This window comes from Paenochrobactrum sp. BZR 201-1, assembly GCF_044987585.2.
Taxonomy (GTDB): Bacteria; Pseudomonadota; Alphaproteobacteria; order Rhizobiales; family Rhizobiaceae; genus Paenochrobactrum; species Paenochrobactrum pullorum.
Window position 1 is genome coordinate 381,727 of sequence record NZ_JBJDRZ020000005.1, and the last position, 19,461, is coordinate 401,187.

Sequence of the window (19,461 nt, forward strand, 5' to 3'; positions counted from 1 at the left end):
TTTTAGTGGCACTAAGCCCAACTCCTGAATATATGGGTTTTGCTGTTTCAGCAAAGCACGGTTGGTTATGCCTTGAATAAAGAGATCATGATTATGTCCATAAACGTGGAACAGCGCCCGAAACTGGAAATTCGTCTCTGTGGCCCGCGTGGTTTTTGCGCTGGTGTCGACCGCGCAATTCAGATCGTCATTCTGGCTTTGAAAAAATATGGTGCGCCGGTCTATGTGCGTCATGAAATCGTGCATAATCGCTACGTGGTTGAAGGCTTGCAATCACGCGGTGCTGTCTTCGTTGAAGAGCTGCATGAAATTCCGATTGAGCACCGTGAACAGCCGGTGGTTTTTTCAGCGCATGGCGTGCCGCAATCGGTGCCGGCTGATGCGGAAGCTAAAAATCTTTTCTATCTGGATGCAACATGCCCGCTTGTTTCCAAAGTGCACAAGCAAGCCATGCGTCATGAGCGTCAGGGTCGTCATGTAATCCTGATCGGCCATTCCGGACATCCGGAAGTGATCGGAACGATGGGGCAGCTGCCGGAAGGTGCGGTCACATTAGTGGAAACTGTAGAAGACGCCCGGGCTTGCGAATTTACTGATCCGGATAATTTAGGTTTTGTGACACAGACCACATTGTCGGTAGATGATACGGCAGGTATTGTCGCGGAATTGCAAAAGCGCTTTCCGAACTTGCTGGCGCCTGCTGCCGAATCTATCTGCTACGCCACAACCAACCGTCAGGAAGCGGTGAAAGAGGCAGCAACCGGTTGTGATTTGTTCCTGGTCGTCGGCGCACCAAATTCGTCCAATTCCAAACGCTTGGTGGAAGTGGCCGAACGCGCTGGCGCTAAAAAATCATTATTGGTGCAGCGCGCTGACGAGATTGATTGGGATGACCTTGGCAATATTTCTGTGCTTGGTCTGTCGGCTGGCGCATCTGCTCCGGAAATCATTGTCAACGAGATTATCGAAGCGTTCAAATCCCGTTTTGATGTGCAGATTGAACTTGCCGTCACAACGGTTGAAACCGAAAACTTTTTGGTGAACCGTCAGCTGCGCGATGTTGATTTAACCGTGCAGGACATGGCATTCGTCAACGGTGATAACGCAATTTAAAAGAATAACAGTTGAGCGCAAGCTTGGCTGAGGGGATGAATATTCATGGCCGTTTACACGGATATTAATGAAGTCGAACTTGCCGCTTTTTTAAGCGATTACAATATTGGTACGCTGACTTCTTATAAAGGCATTGCAGAAGGTGTCGAAAACACCAATTATCTGCTTCATACTACAACCGGCGCTTTCATTCTGACCCTTTATGAAAAGCGGGTTAACCCGCAGGAGTTGCCGTTTTTCTTGAAACTCATGCAACATCTCGCTGCAAAAGGGCTGGAATGCCCGCAGCCAGTGGTGGCCAATAATGGTGAGATGATTGGCGAATTGGCGGGGCGTCCGGCAGCAATTGTTACCTTTTTGGAAGGCATGTGGTTACGCAAGCCCGCTGTTGAACATTGCGAGGCATTGGGCGGTGGACTGGCGCAGATGCATTTGGCTGGCCAAAGCTTTACTATGGAGCGTAAAAACGGTCTGACGGTTGATAATTGGCGGCCATTATGGCAGCAATCTTTGGCGCATTCGGAAAAGATTGAGCCGTCCCTGATCGAAGAAACCGAAGCGGATTTAACCTATCTGGAAGCCAATTGGCCGCAAGATCTGCCGCGCGGCGTTATCCATGCCGACTTGTTTCCTGATAATGTTTTCTTCCTGAATGATAAGCTGTCCGGCTTTATTGATTTCTATTTTGCCTGCACAGATATTCTGGCTTATGATGTGGCTGTATGTCTGAACGCTTGGTGCTTTGAAAAAGACCATTCCTATAATCAGACTAAAGGTGCGGCTTTGCTGCGCGGTTATAATTCTGTGCGGCCTTTGTCTGTGACGGAAACAGAAGCCTTACCGGTGCTTTCGCGTGGTGCAGCTTTACGTTTTATGCTCACTCGTCTTTATGACTGGCTGACAGTGCCGGATGGTACATTTGTGGTTAAAAAAGACCCGATGGAATATGCGCGCAAACTGCGTTTCCACCGACAGGTGGTTAATGCCAGTGAATATGGTTTGGCCAATGTGGCAGTTTCAACAAGCGGAGAGCATGTGTGAAAGAAATACAGGCTTTCACCGATGGTGCGTGTTCAGGCAATCCGGGGCCGGGGGGCTGGGGTGTCGTGCTGCGCTGGAACGGCAATGAAAAAGAGCTGAAAGGCGGCGAGGCGGATACGACCAATAATCGGATGGAGCTGATGGCGGCAATCTCGGCGCTCAAAGCCTTGAAGCAGCCATGTCACGTGGATCTTTATACAGATAGTGTTTATGTGCGTGATGGTATTTCCAGCTGGATTGAAGGCTGGAAGCGTAATGGCTGGAAGACAGCCGCCAAAAAGCCGGTTAAAAATGCCGAGCTATGGCAGGAGCTGGATGAGGTACGCAAACCTCACGACGTCAAATGGCATTGGGTTAAAGGCCATGCGGGACATCCGGAAAACGAGCGTGCGGATGAATTGGCGCGTGCCGGAATGGAGCCGTTTAAACCCTATAAGCCTGCTTTTACATCACTCAAAGTCAAATAAGCAGCCAATATTGACGTGAAAAAAGGGCAGATCATAACAACCATGATCTGCCCTTTATTTTTAAAGCTGTTCCAGCAGTGCGGAAGCAGCAGATGTAATGGCCTGTCCCGGCTGTTCTTCAATATTGAGAACTTTCACGACGCCGTCTTCGATAATGGCAGAATAGCGTTTGGAGCGTGTGCCCATGCCGCCACCGGAAAAATCAATATCAAGACCGGCAGCCTTGGCAAATTGTGCACTACCATCCGCGAGGAAAGTAAGTTTGTCCTGCGCACCGGTGTTTTTTGCCCACGCATCCATCACGAATACGTCATTGACAGCCGTAACCGCTACAGTATCAACGCCTCTGGCCTTGATGGCATCATAATTGTCGAGGAAGCCCGGCAAATGGTTCAGTGTACAGGTTGGCGTAAAGGCACCCGGTACTGCGAAGAGTACAACTTTTTTACCCTTAAAAACGTCATCAGTGGTGACATCCTTAACGCCGTCACTGGTTTTCACTTTAAAGGTGGCATTTGGCAATTTGTCGCCGACTTTGATGGTCATATTGGGTCTCCCTTGGAATGATCTGTTATATATAGGAATGATAGATAGGTAAGTCGAGTTTCAGGTGCTTGATCAAGTAAAATATTTGCAAATCTTTTTGGCACTTATGTTTGATTTTATTTGAGGTTTGGTTTTTGAGAAATATTTTCAGGCATATAACTGTCGGTAAAAAAATTGACAGTTTGTCGTGATTAAGCCAGAGTTTATCTTCATTGAAAATAATGTATCATATCTGGATCTGTTGATCTCGAGCCTGAATTTTCACCTGTTGTGTAATGAAAGACAGGAGGTAAAGATTAGTAAAGCTGAAGAACGGGAGGACGGTTTTTTAAATGGCCAGTTTTTACTGGCTATGCCCAATATGGTGGATGAGCGTTTCGCTCGTTCTGTTGTTTATATTTGTGCGCATTCGCCTGAAGGCGCGATGGGGTTCATTATTAATCAGCAACAGCCGATCGATTTTACAGATTTGTTGGAACAAATTGGTATCATCAAAGAAGAAGATGCAATTATTTTACCCGATCATCAACGCAAGCTGATTATCCGCAATGGCGGGCCGGTCGATACAAATCGCGGGTTTGTCATCCACTCCAGTGATTATAACGTATCCTCGACCATGCCGATAGCAGATGATGTCTCCATGACTGCAACAGTGGATATTGTTCGTGCTATTTATGATGATAAAGGGCCACGGCATGCGATCTTGACACTTGGTTATTCAGGCTGGGCGGCCGGACAATTGGAGGCCGAGCTTGCACAAAATGGTTGGCTGACATGTCCTGCCAATAATGCGCTGTTATTTGAGGGGGACATCAGTAGGCAATATGAACGTTTATTGTCGGAGATAGGCGTGGATATCTCCCGTCTTGTCACCAGCGCTGGAACGGCATGAATGTTTTGAAGACTTTTTGAAATAAAAAACCTGACCATTAAATGGTCAGGTTTTTATAAATTATGCTTTTTCAGTTTCTTGTGGTGAAAGCTCGTCACTCGCAGCCGTTTCTGTGGGCTGTTGTTTTTCCATGCTCTGTTCGGTCAGAACACGCGTTGCTTCTTCCATGAACATCGGCTCGCCGAACATGAAGCTTTGAACATATTCACAACCGATTTGTGCCAGATGTTCAGCATCATGCTCATTTTCAACCCCCTCGGTGACGACTGCCAGACCCAGATCATGCGCCATGCTGACGATGGAGCGAAGCAGTGTGTTTTTCTGCGGCTGATCGCTGATCACAAATGAACGGTCGATCTTTATAATATCAAACGGGAAGCGGGTCAGATAGGACAGTGACGAATAGCCGGTTCCAAAATCATCCAGCGACAGACCGATGCCCATTGTCTTCAAACGGTTGAGGACATGGGTGGATTGTTCCGGATTTTCCATTAAAACAGATTCAGTCAGTTCCAGTTTGAGGCTGCCGGGTTTGAGGTGGATACGTGAGATAACCGAACGTACATCACTGATCAAATCCTGACGGATGAGTTGTGTGCTGGACAGGTTGACTGAGATGAACAGATCAAATTTCGGGAATTGCTCTTGCCAGCCGGAAAGCGTTTCAGCCGCCTTTTGCATGGCAAACATGCCAAGCTGGATGATGAGCCCTGAATTCTCAGCAATTGGAATGAATTCTGACGGTGAGATCGGCCCGCGGCGTGGGTGCTCCCAGCGCATCAAAGCTTCAAAACCGGCAATCGTGCCATCGGCAAGACGTACAATCGGTTGATAGGCTAGGCTGATTTCCTCGCGTTCGATAGCACGGCGCAAATCAGATTCAAGTTGTAATTTATCGCTGCCAATTTCACGTAGAGCAGGGCGGAACGGTTCGATCTTGTCGCCGCCGCAACGCTTGGCCTGATACATTGCAAGCTCGGCATCTTTGACGAAATTTTCAGCACTTGTGGCCGCTTTTGTCCATGTGATGAGGCCAATCGAAGCCGTCAGCACAATTTCACGCTTGGCATAGGCAATGGGCGCACAAATGGCCTGACGTAGAGCCTCTGCAAAAGCTGCAATACGTGCCGGATCACTCTCGGATGCCAGCAGCAAGCCAAACTGGTCTGAGGAGAGGCGTGATAAAGTATCTTGCGGCTTGAGCAGGCGGAACAGACGACGCGAAATGGTGAGCAGGATAGTGTCACCAGCGGACATACCAAGACTGTCATTGACCTGTTTAAAACGGTCGATATTGATGATGAAAACAGTCGGGCGGAAGCGGACTTCTTCCTGCGCCATATTCATCACGCTATTTAAGCGATCCAGAAACAATTCACGATTTGGCAGACCGGTGAGATTATCATGGACCGCATCATGAAGCAGGCGCTCTTCGGCCTTTTTCTGTTCGGTAACATTGACGAGTGTACCCACGCAGCGCACGACTTCGCCATCAAGGCCGATAACAGGGCGCGCGCGCAGTGAATACCAGTGATAATGGCCGTCATTGGCACGCAGTCGAAACACTTGACTGATTTTGCCGCGGCGGTTTTCAAGAAGCGCATCCAATGTGGAGCGGAAACGGTCACGATCATCACCATGCATCACCGGCAACCAATTGCGTACCGCACTTTGCAGCGAGCTGGCACTGCTGCCTAAATAATGCGCAATATCCGGCGTGGTCGTCACACGGTCACGCGGTACATCCCAATCCCAGACAATGTCGCCGGCACCAATGACTGCGAGTGCTTGGCGTTCCATATCGGAGAGCAGACCAAGCTGCATCGCACCACCAGCAAAAGCATGTTGCATAACCGTAAAGCCGATGAGCAATACGATCAGCACCAAACCACCACCAAGCGCTGGCTGTACAATATCATTGTCGACAACGCCGGTGACTGTCATCCATCCACCGATGAGCCAGATCAGGATCAATAACCATGCTGGTATAAGCATGATTGCACGATCATAACCTTTCAGTGCGAGATAGCCGATCAGGCAGATACCACTGACAACGGTGAGCGCCAGCGAAATTCGTGCAATACCGGAGGCAATCGGCGGATCAAAAATCGCCACACCGGAAAGAGCCAGCAAGCCGAGAACCCATGTCACCGCACCATAGCTGAAATGATCATGCCAGCGATTGAGGTTGAGATAGGTGAAAAGAAAAATGACGAGCGATGCGGCAAGAGCCACCTCTGTGCCGGCACGCCATACCTGTTCATTGCCGGGTGTAATGGCAATCAGCTTTGTCCAAAAGCCGAAATCGACACAGATATAAGCGAGCACTGCCCATGCAAGGGCTGCGGTTGCCGGAAAGAGGGATGTTCCTTTGACCACAAACAAAATGGTTAAAAACAGAGCTAAAAGACCGGAAATGCCAAGCAGAATACCGCGATAAAGCGTGTAAGAGTTGACGGTGTCTTTATAGGCATCAGGCTCCCAGAGATAAACCTGCGGCAGATTGGTTGAGGCTAGTTCTGCAACAAATGTTACAACTGTACCGGGGTTGAGCGTAATGCGGAAAACGTCGGCATCAGGGCTCGGCTGGCGGTCAAGCGCAAAGCCTTCACTCGGTGTGATGGAATTTATACGGTTTGACCCCAGATCAGGCCAGACAATGCCGGAATTAACCAGACGGAAATGCGGCGCAACAATTAAGCGGTCGATCTGCTCGTCGGTCGGGTTGGCAATCGAAAAAGCCGCCCAGTCACCTGACGAGCGGCCTTTGCCGTCTGCCTGTACTTCAATACGCCGTACAATGCCATCTGGACCGGGGGCAGTTGGTACTTGTACGCTTTCGCCCTGATTGCGGAAGATTTCAACCGCACGGGTCAGATCAAGCGCGACATCATTTTTGGAAATCTTGATCGGTTCGACCGCAAAAACCGGTGAGGCGATAATGCTTGTAAGAATAAGCGTGATCATCAAGGCAGCAAGGCGAGCCATTAAGTTCAGCCGTTTCAGGGCTTTGTTGCTATAGCTTTTAATTGCCTGCACTGTTTTTACACCTTGTTGTCGATTTTGTATTTATCGCTTTCAAGCAGGGACAAAAGAATATGATCCTGCCAAACTCCGTTGATTTTCAGATAAGAGCGGAGATGTCCTTCTTTCTGAAAGCCAGCTTTTTCAAGAAGGCTGATTGAGCGTATATTATGGGGAATACAGGCAGCTTCAAGCCTGTGCAAGCCAAGATGCTGAAATGCAAAGGGGATAACCAGTGCAAGAGCCTCACTCATATAGCCTTTTCCCGCATATGGAGCGCCGCTCCAATAACCGATCATTGCATTTTGTCCGACACCGCGGCGAATATTATTGAGCGAGATACCGCCCACAAGCCGCTGGTCTTCATTACGGAAGAGAAAGAAAGGATAGGTCGTCCCTTTATTGATTTCTTCCTGATAATAACGGATACGCTGTCGAAAAGCACTTTTTTCCAATGCATCCTGTGCCCATGTCGGCTCCCAAGGTGTTAAAAAAGCCCTGCTTTTTTCACGCAAAACTTTCCATTCCTGATAATCACTTAAATACGGCTCGCGGATATAGACCTTGATACCTTGTAATTTCAGGCTGTTGTTGCGCATGAACGGCAGTGCAATCATTAAAGAGCCTTAGATATAATTTGGGGACAGCCTGTGAGTATTCCAAGAAATGTTATATGAAAAACCGGCAGCACTGCCTTTTTGCGCGGCTCCTGAACTTAAAAGAAATTCCAAAATTCAGGATGCGAATTGAGCTGCCGGTTTTAATTTCTCTCTGTTAAATGGCCAATTGAGGCTTTTTTACGCGCTTGTGCAAAGAGCTTTGAAGCGTGTCAAAGTCCATCAGCTTGCCGACGGGGCCAACCGCTGCAATAGTAGGTTTAGTATCAACAAACAAACGACCGGCCAGATCCATCAGGCGTTCAGGGGTTATGAGAGACAGACGATCCATCAATTCCTGATTGCTTACAGGGCGGCCATAAAGCATGAACTGTCGTGCCAATTGTCCGGCGCGGCTGGATGCACTTTCCTGTGCCATCAACAGTCCGGCACGATATTGCGCACGGGCGCGGTCAACTTCTTCGATGCCGATAAAATCGGAAACCTTGTGCAATTCATTAATGATGACAGGCACCAATTCCACCATTTCATCACGGCCTGTTGCCGCATGAATGCCGAAAACACCAGTATCTGAAAAGCCCCAATGGAATGCATATACTGAATAACAAAGGCCGCGTTTTTCACGCACTTCCTGAAAGAGGCGTGATGACATGCCGCCGCCCAGCACCATGGAAAGCAATTGAGAGGCGTAAAAATCGCGCACATGATAAGCGCGGCCTTCAAAGCCAAGCAGAAGCTGTGCATCCATCAGGTCACGGTCTTCTCGGAAATCACCACCGACATAATTGGCGATGGTTGGCACAGGTGCCGTATTGGCAGCGCGGAAATTGCCGAGACGTTTTTCCACTTCACGCACAAATTCATCGTGATCAATGCCGCCTGCGGCAGTCACTACCATACGGTCGGCGCTATATTGTTCGTTCATATAGCTGCGCAGATCTGCGGATGTGAAATCAGCAACCGTTTCGGGTGTTCCTAAAATAGCGCGGCCGATTGATTGATGGCGATAGGCGGTTTCGGTAAAACGGTCAAAAACAATGTCATCAGGCGTATCATGTGCGGCACCGATTTCCTGCATGATGACCTGTTTTTCACGCTCCAGCTCGTCTTCGTCGAATTTGGAACTGGTCATGATATCGGCTAAAATATCAATGGCGAGCGGCATGTCGTTCCGCATGACGCGTGCATAATAAGAGGTGGTTTCGACGCTGGTAGCAGCGTTGATTTCACCGCCAACATTTTCAATATCGGCTGCAATTTGCCATGCTGTTCTGTTTTCTGTGCCTTTAAAGGCCATATGTTCCAGAAGATGTGCAATGCCGTGGCGATTGTCTGCTTCGTTGCGGGCACCTGCCTTTACCCAGATGCCCAATGCCACACTTTCAATATGTGGCATTGTGTCCGTAGCAATGGTCAGTCCGTTGGACAGGCGGGTAACTTCTATACTCATCCGCGGATAGCTCCCTGCTTAGCCGCTCTGGAGTGGGCAGACACGTAATCTTCTACGGTTTTCAGCTCATTATCCAAAACAGTAAATTTTTCTTTTCGAGTCATCAGGTCAGCTAACCAGTGTGGAAGAGCCGGGTCAATGCCCGATGCTGATTTTACTGCTTCAGGGAATTTTGCCGGATGGGCTGTTGCAAGGCAGACCATCGGGGCAGAAGACTTGCGTAGATCGCGTGCAACTTTAACGCCGATAGCAGAGTGCGGATCGAGCAAATAACTGTCTTTTTCCAGTACAGACTGGATTATAGCGGCTGTTTCATCAACATTTGAACGGCCGGCACCAAATTCGGCACGGATGCGTGCCAGTGGTTTAGCTTCAATGCTAAATTGGTCGGATTGTTTTAAATTGTCCATCATCGAGCGCACAGCCGCTGCATCACGATTATGTGCTTCAAACAACAAACGTTCGAAATTCGATGAAATCTGAATGTCCATTGATGGCGATGTGGTTTGTGCAACGCCACGCATTTGATAAGAGCCATCCGCCAAAGTGCGTGCCAGAATGTCATTGTCATTAGTGGCAATGAGAAGCTGGTCAATCGGCAGACCCATTTTCTTGGCAACAAAGCCTGCAAAAATATCGCCGAAATTACCGGTTGGAACACTGAAAGACACGCTGCGATCCGGTGCGCCAAGACTAAGCGCAGACGTGAAATAATACACGATCTGCGGCATGATACGCGCCCAGTTGATGGAATTGACGCCGGAAAGTGACACTGCATCACGGAATTTCAAATTGTTGAACATGCCTTTGACGAGGTTTTGACAGTCATCAAAATTGCCATTGATGGAAAGGGCATGGACGTTGGAAGCCGTTGAGCTGGTCATCTGGCGCTGCTGCACAGGCGAGACGCGGCCATTCGGGAACAGAATGAAAATATCGGTGCGGTCACGTCCGGCAAAGGCTTCAATAGCGGCACCACCGGTGTCGCCGGATGTGGCACCAACGATTGTTGCGCGCTCCCCGCGCTGTGCCAATGTGTAATCCATCAGGCGCGCCAAAAGCTGCATGGCAACATCTTTAAAAGCTAATGTCGGCCCGTGGAAAAGTTCCAGCACAAATTCATTTGCGCCTGTTTGCACCAACGGGCACACCGCATCATGCCGGAATGTGCCATAGGCTTCTTCAACCATTTTCCTGAAATCATCAGCCGGAATTTCACCGTCGATAAAAGGTGTGAGTACGGCGATTGCGATATCCACATAAGATTTACCGCGAAGTGCACGTATTTCAGCCGCACTGAACTGCGGAAATTCCTGTGGCAAATAAAGGCCGCCATCGCGTGCCAGACCAGCCAATAATGCATCGCTGAAACCCAGAACTGGTGCTTCGCCCCGCGTACTTACATATTTCATTTTAAAACAGCCTTCGTTCCCGATTGCATCTTGGTTTTGCTATTTTCTGCGATACCGCATAAAAGAGATTTGTATATCTCACGTCGTCAGGGGTTGCTCTTAGCCATAAAAAACACGAAAACAACCTTTCAGAATGTTCGATATACAAATTCTACAGAACATTGGTATAGAACAGGTTGATTAGTGCAGGGAAGACCGCTTGATGCAGAAATTATCCTTTACGCGTGCAGCGATTGTCACAACATTGTTGCTGGGTGTTGCCGGCTGTAACACGACCGGCACCAAAGATGCCGCTCAAAATACGGCCGCGGCTGAAGATAACCGTATTACCTCAGAAGAATTGCGGGCTTATTGCCCGGCTGTTTCTCTGCGTGAAGGGACAGCTTATTTTTCTAAATATGCAAAAGGTGGTGAGAAAACCTCTGATCATCTGATGTATCAGGCAACCATCACCGATACGACACGCGCCTGTAAATATGGCAGCGGTACCATGACGATGGAAATTGCGGCTGCAGGGCGTATTGTTCCGGGGGCAAAGTTTAATTCCGGCAATACAACAATGCCGATCCGTGTGGCTGTTGTGCAGGGTGATAAAGTCGTTTATTCAAAATTGCACCAACAGCCGGTGTCTTTGAACGCCAAGACAGCATCGCAATTTGTTTTGAATGACAATCAGGTTACATTCCCGATGCCTGACAAACAAAATGTTCAGGTCTTTGTCGGTTTCGATGAAGGCCCTTATAATACCAAATAATAATATAATTGGCCGGATAAAACTTTATCCGGCCAATTGCTTTGAATTTATATTTTAATATTATTGTATGGCTTTTTAAAAAGTAGTGCTTTTTTCATTATTGAAAGAATAGCAATTGGTTTCAAGCCGAAAGAAATTCTTGGGGTGGTTAGATGTAATTCCTGTCATTGCTTTGACAGTTTTTGTACTTTTTGTCATTTCAGAAAAACTATTGGAAAACTATGTCAGTGATTATTTAAATCAATCGGAAATGACGGGCTTTACACAAGCTCTTTTGGAACAAACTGATAAAATTCTGGTTCAGGCAAAAGAAAAAATTCATGAGGCTAATCGCTCACCCCATGAGTTTTGCTCCTCGAATGATTTGCGCTTTATCAGAAATATCATTTATTCCAGTGGTTATATTACTGACCTTGGCCGTATGAAAAATGAAAGGCTGGAATGTTCCGTCCTGTTGGGCAAAGATACTCCGCAGTTAAACGTTTATGCGCGTGGCATTTTACGCCATGACGACTCGGTGATTTTTGGGGATACACCGCTATTTTCTTCTTTTAATCGGGCTGTCATCCTAAGTGTGGATAATACCAATCTGGTTTTTAACCCCGGTCTTTTATCCAGCTTTGACCGTCCCGATTATAGTTATTCGGTCTATGCCGGTGCGCCTACACTTAATACGATTGTCCGGCTTTTTCATCATCCGGAAGATAATAATATCGACACACCTGATAATATTATTCATTCGAAAACGTGGCATGAAAATAACAAATATTTCTCCAAATTATGTTCACAAGTGAGCTATATCTGCGTCGTTACTGCCGTGGATAATCTGTTATTGCAAAAAAAACACCGCCTGATTGATGCTGTCTTTACGGTCCTCGGCCTGCTGACCGGTGGTTTGGCAGCTCTTTTAATTTTGCGGTATTTTCATAAAGAGCAAACTTTAACAACACAATTGCAGCATGCAATTGCCCGTTATGAGCTTGATGTTTATTACCAGCCGATCGTGAATGTCAAAACCGGTAAAATTATTGCTTTTGAAGCTTTGATCCGTTGGGAAATTCGCCCTGATGATTATGTGCCGGCTGATGTTTTGATCGATTTGGCAGAAAAAGGCGGATTTATTACCGATATTACCTGTTATGTGCTGACCCGTGTCAAAGCGGATATGGCGCAAATTTTACAAGAACATCAGGAATTACGGGTAAATATCAATATCGCTGCCTGTGATTTACTGCATGATAGTTTTTATGAAACTCTGGCACGTTTTCAAAATAAGGGCATCCACCCACATCAGATTGGCATCGAACTGACAGAACGCTCTGCAGTGGATTGCCATACTTTTAAAGGCATCGAACGGTTGCGGGGTCTTGGGCACAAGGTTTATTTGGACGATTTCGGTACAGGCTATTCCAGTCTGGCCTTGTTGGGTGAAATTCAGGTGGATGCACTTAAAATCGACAAGGCTTTTACACAAACTATTGGTACTGATGCGCTGACTGTATCGATTGTGCCGCAAATTATTTCTATCGCCAAGAAATATAAGCTCGGCATTGTTGTGGAGGGGGTGGAGACAGAGGTTCAGGTGGCTTATTTCAAGGCGCAGCCTTTACCTATAACAGCGCAAGGCTGGTTCTTTGGTAAGCCACAAAATATTAACGACGTTTATCGATTAATGGGTATAAAAAGCAAGAAAAAGAAAAAACAAGCTTTTTAGTTCTTGTTCTTTAACTCTTTTACTCCAAATAATATTCTCGTGATCTATAGCTGAGCAAAAAACTATGGTTGAGGCTGCAAAATATCCATCGGCATTTCTACGCTGTATTTCACTGGTGCCATAAATAAATCTTTATTGAAGTGATTAAGGTTTGATGAACCATTGGCAGCATTTATGAAATATTCGTTAACCAGTATAGGTTTATATGATCGCCATGCACAAACGATATGAAGCAGTTTTGGAACCTACGGGTTTGTGGTCCATCTTTGATGATGAGGAGGGGATTCCGGCAATGATCGGTGATCGTATTCTCATAGGCTTGAGCGAAGAAGAGGCGGAAGAAGCGGTTGTTTTATTGAGCCAGCCGCAAAAGACAGCCGGACGCAGCGTCGCCTGATCAAAGTTTTTTAGCACTCAATGGGTGTGTGACATTAAAAAAAAGCCGGAGCGTTGATTCAAATCCCGCTCCGGCTTTTTGATAACATGCAATCTAATGCAAGTATTAAGGTTTATGCATCGCTCCAGATCGACAAAGCCTCGACTGTCGCCAGCAAATCTTTGTGACGGTTGATAACAGTCTCAGCACCTTCTTCAGTCAGCTGGTCTGCATGACCCGGATAGCTGTGTGCACCACCGGTAAAGCCGATAACGCGCATGCCGGCGCTACGCGCTGCCTGTACGCCGTGGGTTGAATCTTCAACAACGATGACATCTTTCGGTGCAACGGTGAACTGTTGGGCCGCATAAAGGAAAACATCCGGCGCTGGTTTGCTTTTCTTGGTGCCGACTTCGGGTGCCGAGAAAATATGTGGTGCAAAACGGTCATAAAGGCCGGTACGGTTGAGGGTAATTTTCAGGCGTTCCATGCTCGAATTTGAGCCGATGCAGAACGGATATTGCAGCGCGCTGATCACGTCTTCAATATCGTCAATGATCTGCACTTCATTTCTCAAACGATCATCCAGCTCGACATTGACTTTATCAAGCAGACTTGCCGAAAAAGGCAAACCGGACTGGCGCTCAACTTCCAGCAATGTATTTTTCCATGTCAAACCGGCAAAGCGTTCTGCCATTTCCTCTGCGGAGACTTCATAACCGGCATCGGTGAGAAGTTCGGCTTGCACTTGGGCTGCAATAATTTCTGAATCAACCAGAACGCCATCGCAATCGAAAATAATCAATTTGGGTGCAGACATAGAAAAATGTTCCATCAGAGATGTTGTGCCGAACCTGAACGGTCGCAGCTGGAAATGAGGCATAATGAGATATAGGGCAGGCAGTTACAGACTGCCAGCCTTTTTTGGTTATTATGCTTAAAACAGCTACGATATCTATCAAACTTCGCCAGCCAGTTCGCGGCGTTTGCGGTCAAGCTCTTCGCTATAGCGGCGCAAGGTGTGACTTTCACTTAAAAGGCCGATCACTTTGCGCTCTTGTGTATTGTTGATGACGGCTAAGGCTTCGCTTTCACTGCGGTCAAAGCGCGAAACGGCTTCTTTGGCGTTCATTTCCGGTAATAAATATGCCTGTTTAAAGCGCAGCAAATCACGCAAATCGCCTTCATTGTCTTTGTCAGCAAAACTGCTGGAATAAACTTCTGGCAGTGAGATCATACCGGCATAACGACCATTTTCATCAACGGCGATGACGCGTTGTGTGGAGCCCAGCGGAAATTCTTCATAGAACTTTTGCAAATTCGTATCGATATTCACGGTACGCACATCATGACGCATCATTTTATTGACGGTCAGATTGCGTATCCAGCCAATATCATGGGCACTGCGAATGCTCTCACCGCGCAAATGAAAACGCCATGTCGCGAAGGAGTAACCGAAGGTTTTGCGCACTAACATTGAGGATGCGAGCACTGCACCAAGCACCAGCATCATGATCGGGAAGTCACCGGTGAGTTCCAGTGCCAGAAAGGTCATGGTCAAAGGGCCGCCGATGATGGCGACCGCAAAGGAACTCATGCCGATCACGGCATAGACAACAGGTGTCAGCGTTGTCGGCAGAATAATGCCAAAGATAATAGCAAAGAGTTTGCCAACCAATGCGCCCAAAAAAAGAGACGCGAAAAACAAACCACCACGAAAGCCCGAACCGATGGAAACGGCCGAGGCGACGGATTTGGTGATAATGAGAAAGATGATGGCGAAAAATGAAAGCTCCGAGCCTAAATCAAAATGCAACGCACCGTGACCGGAACCCAAAACCTGTGGTGAGAAAAGTGCAATCACACCAACTAGCGCACCACCGACCATCGGCGTTAAAATGGCTGGAATGAAGCTTTTACGGGTGGTTTTTTCGACATAAGTCACCATACGCATCACGACAATGCCAAGCCCTGCACACATCAGCCCAAGCATGAGTGCCGGCACAAAGTCGCCGGTGGTGACAGCTTCCAAAGTGCCGATATTGATATCCATCGTCGCGCTGCCCAAAGAGCGGGTCACCATTGTGCCGATAATCGCGGCAACCATGACAGGTGCCAAAGTGGCAATCGAATAGGCGCCGATGATCAACTCAAACGCATAAAAAGCACCGGTGAGCGGCGCATTAAACGCGCTGGCAATCGCAGCTGCAGCACCGCAGCCAACAAGGGTACGCATATCCGAGCGGCGCAATTGCAATGCGCGGCCAATACGGGAGGCAAAGCCGCTGGCTAGCTGGGTGAAAGCAGCTTCCAGACCTACTGAGGCACCAAAGCCATTTGAAACAAGATTTTGCCCAACCAGAATAAAACTGTCGGTAAGGGACAGATGTCCGCCATGAAGGGCATTGGCTTCGATGGGGTCAACGATGGGTTTTTTATGCCATCTGGCGAGCACCCAAATGATGCCGCCCATCATGACGCCGCCTGCTATGGGCGCAATGAGCGCAGACCAAGGTAAATCACTGGCAGCAGCACTTAAATGATCATCGGGGCCAATTTCAAACACAGCCTGATGGAGCCATTGCGAGATTTGACTGATGGCTGCAACAACAAATGCAGCAATCAGACCGACAAGAGCTGCAGCGATCACGAGACCCAGCTCGCTGCTTCGCACCAGTGCACGCCACCTGAATGGTACGAACAGCAAGCGCACATAAGGTGTATGGCGCAGCTTTACCCAATCAATCATCAGTCTCTGCTCACTTGTGATAGCCATATGTCTTCAAGCATGGCCGGATCATATTCATCTGCAAATCATATGTTAATTATTGAGGCGATTTGGCTTAAATAAGTGCTAATTTTCAGTGCTAAACTTTAATCAACGCGCCTCCAAAATAAATATGGATTCATGTTTGAATAGTTTTTGAAGGTTTTTTTAAAATATATCCCAGTGGCTTGCCACCAAGAAAGGCGCATTCCTCGGGTTTTGGATCTCGCTTAATAAAAAGTTTACAATTTCAATGGGTTGTCGTTAACTTGATGTTTACCCTGTTCGGTAACCATAAGGGCAAGTTTAGTAACGCGTCCTCAAGTTATCGAGTATCCCATGTCTTTAGTCCGTCTTGTGAATGAATTGCCGGTTGAGGCACCTCGCGCCGCCTGGCTTGATACCATCCTCAAGGGTGATTGTGTGGCGGCTCTTGAGCGTCTGCCGGATCATTCAGTTGATGTTATTTTTGCAGATCCTCCCTACAATCTGCAATTGGGTGGTGATTTGCACCGTCCGGATCAGTCAATGGTGTCTGCTGTTGATGATCATTGGGACCAGTTTGAAAGCTTTCAGGCCTATGATGCCTTCACGCAAGCATGGCTTTTGGCCTGCCGCCGTGTGCTGAAGCCAAATGGTACCATCTGGGTTATTGGTTCTTATCATAATATTTTCCGCGTTGGCACCAAATTGCAGGATCTGGGCTATTGGATGCTCAATGATGTGATCTGGCGCAAAACGAACCCGATGCCTAACTTCCGTGGCCGTCGTTTCCAGAACGCACATGAAACGCTGATCTGGGCGTCACGCGACGAGAAAAGCAAAGGTTATACTTTCAACTACGAAGCGATGAAAGCTGCCAATGATGATGTGCAGATGCGCTCCGACTGGTTGTTCCCTATCTGCACCGGCCATGAACGTCTGAAAGACGAGAACGGCGATAAAGTTCACCCGACACAAAAACCGGAAGCTCTGCTTGCGCGTATTTTGATGGCCTCCAGCAAACCGGGTGATGTTATTTTGGATCCGTTCTTTGGTTCAGGCACAACCGGTGCAGTTGCTAAACGTCTTGGTCGCCACTTTGTCGGTATTGAGCGCGAGCAGGATTACATTGAAGCAGCGACTGCACGTATTGCAGCTGTCGAGCCGCTGGGCAAAGCTGAATTGAAAGTGATGACTGGCAAGCGCGCTGAGCCACGTGTGGCTTTCACCAGCGTGATTGAAGCAGGTCTTCTGCGTCCGGGTACTGTCTTGTGCGATGCACGTCGTCGCTATGCAGCAATCGTGCGCGCTGATGGTACTTTGGCAACCGGCGGAGACGCTGGTTCCATTCACCGTATGGGGGCTAAAGTCCAAGGCTTTGATGCCTGCAATGGTTGGACATTCTGGCATTATGAAGAAAATGGTGTTTTGAAGTCGATTGATGATTTGCGCACTGAAATTCGTCGGCAAATGGCTGCCGCGGGAGTATAAGTCTCAATTGTAGCAACTACATGAAAATGAAAAAACGCCTGTATCGATTTCAGGCGTTTTTTTATTTTAAACAGTCAAATGATAGGAAGCGAGATCGCTGCGCAATGTTGTCGGGTCAGTAAACAGTACTGCCTGCCAGCCAGCCTCTTGGGCGGCAGCAATATTTGACGGATTATCATCAATGAACAGTGTTGCCACTGGATTGAGATCAAAGCTTTCAACATGGAGATCGTAAATCTCGCGCTCCGGTTTCATCAAAAACACATCACCTGAAACGGTGATACCGCGCGGTTCTTTCAAGAAGCTAAAGCGTTCTTGCGCTTCGCGGAAAGTGTCGGAAGCAAAATTGGTGAGCATGGTCACGTCATGCCCGTCAGCTATGAGCTTACGAAAAATGGTGACAGTATCTTCATAGGCATATGGCACCATTTTATGCCAGTTTTGTCGGAAACCTTTGATATGGGCTACACGATCGGGAAATTGTTCAATAAGAAGATTTTCTGCATCCTCCCAACTGCGTCCCCGATCCTGTTCGATGTTCCACTCATTCGTGCAGATATTTTTTAAAAACCAGTCCCGTTCATTTTGATCTGGGATCAGTTCGGTAAAACCTAAACTTGGGTCATAATGAATAAGTACGCTGCCGATATCGAAAACGATATGTTTGATCGCAATAGTCATTTAGTGGGCCTCCTGATCTTAAAACTATTGGGTATTGCTTCAGCAATCGCCTTTTTCATCACCGTTGGCAAGGCTTCACCATTTAATGCATCTGCCGCTGACCACCAGCCGTCATTGACCTGCCGCTTGTCTGCACCAGTGGTGTGGTAGACAGTGAGGTGCAATTCAAAATGGGTGAAAATATGGGTAATCATACCCGCATTGCGCCAATCAGCAGGAAAAGGCGCGGCAGATAAATCTGTGCTGCCGTCAATGCGTGAGTTCCAAACTGATCCCGGTACTTCGGCCATATTTTGCAGCAGGCCTTTTTCAGTTCTTTTGCGCAACAAAATAGAGCCGTCGTTAGCCTCAGCCACAAATGCTGCACCCAGCCGGACCGGGCGCTCTTTTTTGGGCGCCTTGACCGGAAAATGTTCCGGATCGTGGCTTTTCAAAGCAAGGCAATCATTGTTCAACGGGCAGAGGGCACAAGCTGGACGTTTGGGCGTGCATATGGTCGCGCCTAAATCCATCATCGCCTGAGCAAAATCTCCCGGTCTGTCCTCGGGTGTGATGGCAGCAGTCAGTTCACGGATCTGGGCTTTAGCTTGTGGCAGAGCAGTGGTTAGCGCATAAAGTCTGGTGACGACACGCTCGACATTACCATCAACGACTGCTTCTGGTTGGTTGAAGGCAATGGCGGCAATTGCGGCTGAAGTGTAATCGCCGATGCCCGGCAGTTTTTTAAGCTCAGCTGCATTTATCGGAAAGCGCCCGTCATGCTGGGAAACCACAAGTTCGGCGCATTTTTTCAAATTGCGGGCGCGGGAATAATAGCCAAGACCCGCCCATGCGCGCATGATGTCGTCATCATCAGCGGCGGCTAAATCTTCGATGGTTGGCCAATTTTGTGTAAACTTAAGAAAATAGGCTTTGACCGCTTCAACAGTGGTCTGTTGCAGCATCACTTCCGACATCCAAACTTTATAGGGATCGGCTTTAACCCCTTTCGCGGATTGCTCAGGTGTAATACGCCACGGCAAAACCCTGTGGTGTCTGTCATACCAACGAAGTAATGATTGAGCTATTTTCATGTGTTAACTGTTACGATAAGCAAAAGGAGGCTGCATCACGCGAATTGCCGCAATTCTATCC

General features: G+C 47.9%; 17 protein-coding genes. 8 read left to right on the forward strand and 9 right to left on the reverse strand.

The features are described 5' to 3' along the window. The first annotated feature begins 93 nt into the window (after positions 1–93). The 3 genes from ispH to rnhA are packed head-to-tail and all read left to right on the forward strand — an operon-like array spanning position 94 to position 2,621. A complete protein-coding gene (gene ispH, locus ACI0FR_RS04505; RefSeq protein ID WP_374829846.1) occupies positions 94–1,113 on the forward strand; it encodes a 4-hydroxy-3-methylbut-2-enyl diphosphate reductase in 1,020 nt (339 codons plus the stop codon). A 45-nt stretch (positions 1,114–1,158) separates the two neighbouring features. Then, entirely contained in the window at positions 1,159–2,154 is a 996-nt protein-coding gene (locus tag ACI0FR_RS04510; RefSeq protein ID WP_404906427.1) for a homoserine kinase, read from the forward strand. After that, positions 2,151–2,621, forward strand: coding sequence for a ribonuclease HI (rnhA, locus tag ACI0FR_RS04515; protein WP_374829850.1), 471 nt, complete (start codon positions 2,151–2,153; stop codon positions 2,619–2,621). Before ACI0FR_RS04510 ends, rnhA begins: the two co-directional genes overlap by 4 nt. Positions 2,622–2,681: 60 nt before the next feature. Here the strand turns inward: rnhA and ACI0FR_RS04520 are convergent, their stop codons facing one another. Continuing rightward, the gene (locus ACI0FR_RS04520; RefSeq protein WP_374829852.1) at positions 2,682–3,167 is read right to left on the reverse strand and encodes a peroxiredoxin; all 486 of its coding nucleotides are present in this window, start codon (positions 3,165–3,167) and stop codon (positions 2,682–2,684) included. Between the two features lie 295 nt (positions 3,168–3,462). Between ACI0FR_RS04520 and ACI0FR_RS04525 the strand changes: the two genes are divergently transcribed. Then, entirely contained in the window at positions 3,463–4,059 is a 597-nt protein-coding gene (locus ACI0FR_RS04525; protein ID WP_374830503.1) for a YqgE/AlgH family protein, read from the forward strand. Positions 4,060–4,119: 60 nt separating this feature from the next. On the opposite strand, the gene ACI0FR_RS04530 is transcribed toward ACI0FR_RS04525, so the two are convergent. The 4 genes from ACI0FR_RS04530 to thrC all read right to left on the reverse strand — a co-directional run bounded on the left by ACI0FR_RS04530 (position 4,120) and on the right by thrC (position 10,562). Continuing rightward, the gene (locus ACI0FR_RS04530; protein ID WP_404906666.1) at positions 4,120–7,026 is read right to left on the reverse strand and encodes an EAL domain-containing protein; all 2,907 of its coding nucleotides are present in this window, start codon (positions 7,024–7,026) and stop codon (positions 4,120–4,122) included. Positions 7,027–7,103: 77 nt separating this feature from the next. Continuing rightward, a complete protein-coding gene (locus ACI0FR_RS04535; protein WP_374829854.1) occupies positions 7,104–7,700 on the reverse strand; it encodes a GNAT family N-acetyltransferase in 597 nt (198 codons plus the stop codon). Between the two features lie 157 nt (positions 7,701–7,857). Beyond that, positions 7,858–9,150 carry a M16 family metallopeptidase gene (locus ACI0FR_RS04540; RefSeq protein ID WP_374829856.1) on the reverse strand — a complete coding sequence of 431 codons (1,293 nt, stop codon included), beginning with the start codon at positions 9,148–9,150 and terminating at the stop codon, positions 7,858–7,860. Further along, a complete protein-coding gene (gene thrC / locus ACI0FR_RS04545; protein ID WP_374829858.1) occupies positions 9,147–10,562 on the reverse strand; it encodes a threonine synthase in 1,416 nt (471 codons plus the stop codon). Before thrC ends, ACI0FR_RS04540 begins: the two co-directional genes overlap by 4 nt. A 202-nt stretch (positions 10,563–10,764) precedes the next feature. Here thrC and ACI0FR_RS04550 point away from each other — a divergent pair, with 202 nt between their 5' ends. The 3 genes from ACI0FR_RS04550 to ACI0FR_RS04560 all read left to right on the forward strand — a co-directional run bounded on the left by ACI0FR_RS04550 (position 10,765) and on the right by ACI0FR_RS04560 (position 13,427). After that, on the forward strand, positions 10,765–11,316 hold the full coding sequence (locus tag ACI0FR_RS04550; protein WP_374829860.1) for a hypothetical protein: 552 nt from the start codon (positions 10,765–10,767) through the stop codon (positions 11,314–11,316). Positions 11,317–11,455: 139 nt separating this feature from the next. Continuing rightward, on the forward strand, positions 11,456–13,030 hold the full coding sequence (locus ACI0FR_RS04555; RefSeq protein WP_404906425.1) for an EAL domain-containing protein: 1,575 nt from the start codon (positions 11,456–11,458) through the stop codon (positions 13,028–13,030). A gap of 214 nt (positions 13,031–13,244) precedes the next feature. After that, on the forward strand, positions 13,245–13,427 hold the full coding sequence (locus ACI0FR_RS04560; protein WP_404906424.1) for a hypothetical protein: 183 nt from the start codon (positions 13,245–13,247) through the stop codon (positions 13,425–13,427). Positions 13,428–13,539: 112 nt separating this feature from the next. Here the strand turns inward: ACI0FR_RS04560 and ACI0FR_RS04565 are convergent, their stop codons facing one another. Both ACI0FR_RS04565 and ACI0FR_RS04570 read right to left on the reverse strand, forming a co-directional pair. Then, a complete protein-coding gene (locus ACI0FR_RS04565) occupies positions 13,540–14,226 on the reverse strand; it encodes an HAD family hydrolase (protein WP_374829866.1) in 687 nt (228 codons plus the stop codon). A gap of 138 nt (positions 14,227–14,364) precedes the next feature. Beyond that, entirely contained in the window at positions 14,365–16,152 is a 1,788-nt protein-coding gene (locus ACI0FR_RS04570; protein ID WP_374830507.1) for a chloride channel protein, read from the reverse strand. Between the two features lie 360 nt (positions 16,153–16,512). On the opposite strand from ACI0FR_RS04570, the gene ACI0FR_RS04575 reads away from it, so the two are divergent. Beyond that, positions 16,513–17,646 carry a site-specific DNA-methyltransferase gene (locus tag ACI0FR_RS04575; RefSeq protein WP_404906423.1) on the forward strand — a complete coding sequence of 378 codons (1,134 nt, stop codon included), beginning with the start codon at positions 16,513–16,515 and terminating at the stop codon, positions 17,644–17,646. Positions 17,647–17,712: 66 nt separating this feature from the next. On the opposite strand, the gene ACI0FR_RS04580 is transcribed toward ACI0FR_RS04575, so the two are convergent. Beyond that, the gene (locus ACI0FR_RS04580) at positions 17,713–18,327 is read right to left on the reverse strand and encodes an HAD family hydrolase (RefSeq protein ID WP_374829870.1); all 615 of its coding nucleotides are present in this window, start codon (positions 18,325–18,327) and stop codon (positions 17,713–17,715) included. After that, entirely contained in the window at positions 18,324–19,400 is a 1,077-nt protein-coding gene (gene mutY, locus ACI0FR_RS04585; protein ID WP_404906421.1) for an A/G-specific adenine glycosylase, read from the reverse strand. Before mutY ends, ACI0FR_RS04580 begins: the two co-directional genes overlap by 4 nt. Positions 19,401–19,461: the final 61 nt, after the last annotated feature.

What these genes read in the sequence shown, in the direction of transcription:
- ispH (WP_374829846.1), top strand. Translation starts at nt 94, where the DNA reads ATGTCCATAAACGTGGAACAGCGCCCGAAACTGGAAATTCGTCTCTGT.
- ACI0FR_RS04510 (WP_404906427.1), top strand. Translation starts at nt 1,159, where the DNA reads ATGGCCGTTTACACGGATATTAATGAAGTCGAACTTGCCGCTTTTTTA.
- ACI0FR_RS04520 (WP_374829852.1), bottom strand. Translation starts at nt 3,167, where the DNA reads ATGACCATCAAAGTCGGCGACAAATTGCCAAATGCCACCTTTAAAGTG.
- ACI0FR_RS04530 (WP_404906666.1), bottom strand. Translation starts at nt 7,026, where the DNA reads ATGATCACGCTTATTCTTACAAGCATTATCGCCTCACCGGTTTTTGCG.
- ACI0FR_RS04535 (WP_374829854.1), bottom strand. Translation starts at nt 7,700, where the DNA reads ATGATTGCACTGCCGTTCATGCGCAACAACAGCCTGAAATTACAAGGT.
- ACI0FR_RS04540 (WP_374829856.1), bottom strand. Translation starts at nt 9,150, where the DNA reads ATGAGTATAGAAGTTACCCGCCTGTCCAACGGACTGACCATTGCTACG.
- thrC (WP_374829858.1), bottom strand. Translation starts at nt 10,562, where the DNA reads ATGAAATATGTAAGTACGCGGGGCGAAGCACCAGTTCTGGGTTTCAGC.
- ACI0FR_RS04550 (WP_374829860.1), top strand. Translation starts at nt 10,765, where the DNA reads ATGCAGAAATTATCCTTTACGCGTGCAGCGATTGTCACAACATTGTTG.
- ACI0FR_RS04560 (WP_404906424.1), top strand. Translation starts at nt 13,245, where the DNA reads ATGCACAAACGATATGAAGCAGTTTTGGAACCTACGGGTTTGTGGTCC.
- ACI0FR_RS04565 (WP_374829866.1), bottom strand. Translation starts at nt 14,226, where the DNA reads ATGTCTGCACCCAAATTGATTATTTTCGATTGCGATGGCGTTCTGGTT.
- ACI0FR_RS04575 (WP_404906423.1), top strand. Translation starts at nt 16,513, where the DNA reads ATGTCTTTAGTCCGTCTTGTGAATGAATTGCCGGTTGAGGCACCTCGC.
- ACI0FR_RS04580 (WP_374829870.1), bottom strand. Translation starts at nt 18,327, where the DNA reads ATGACTATTGCGATCAAACATATCGTTTTCGATATCGGCAGCGTACTT.
- mutY (WP_404906421.1), bottom strand. Translation starts at nt 19,400, where the DNA reads ATGAAAATAGCTCAATCATTACTTCGTTGGTATGACAGACACCACAGG.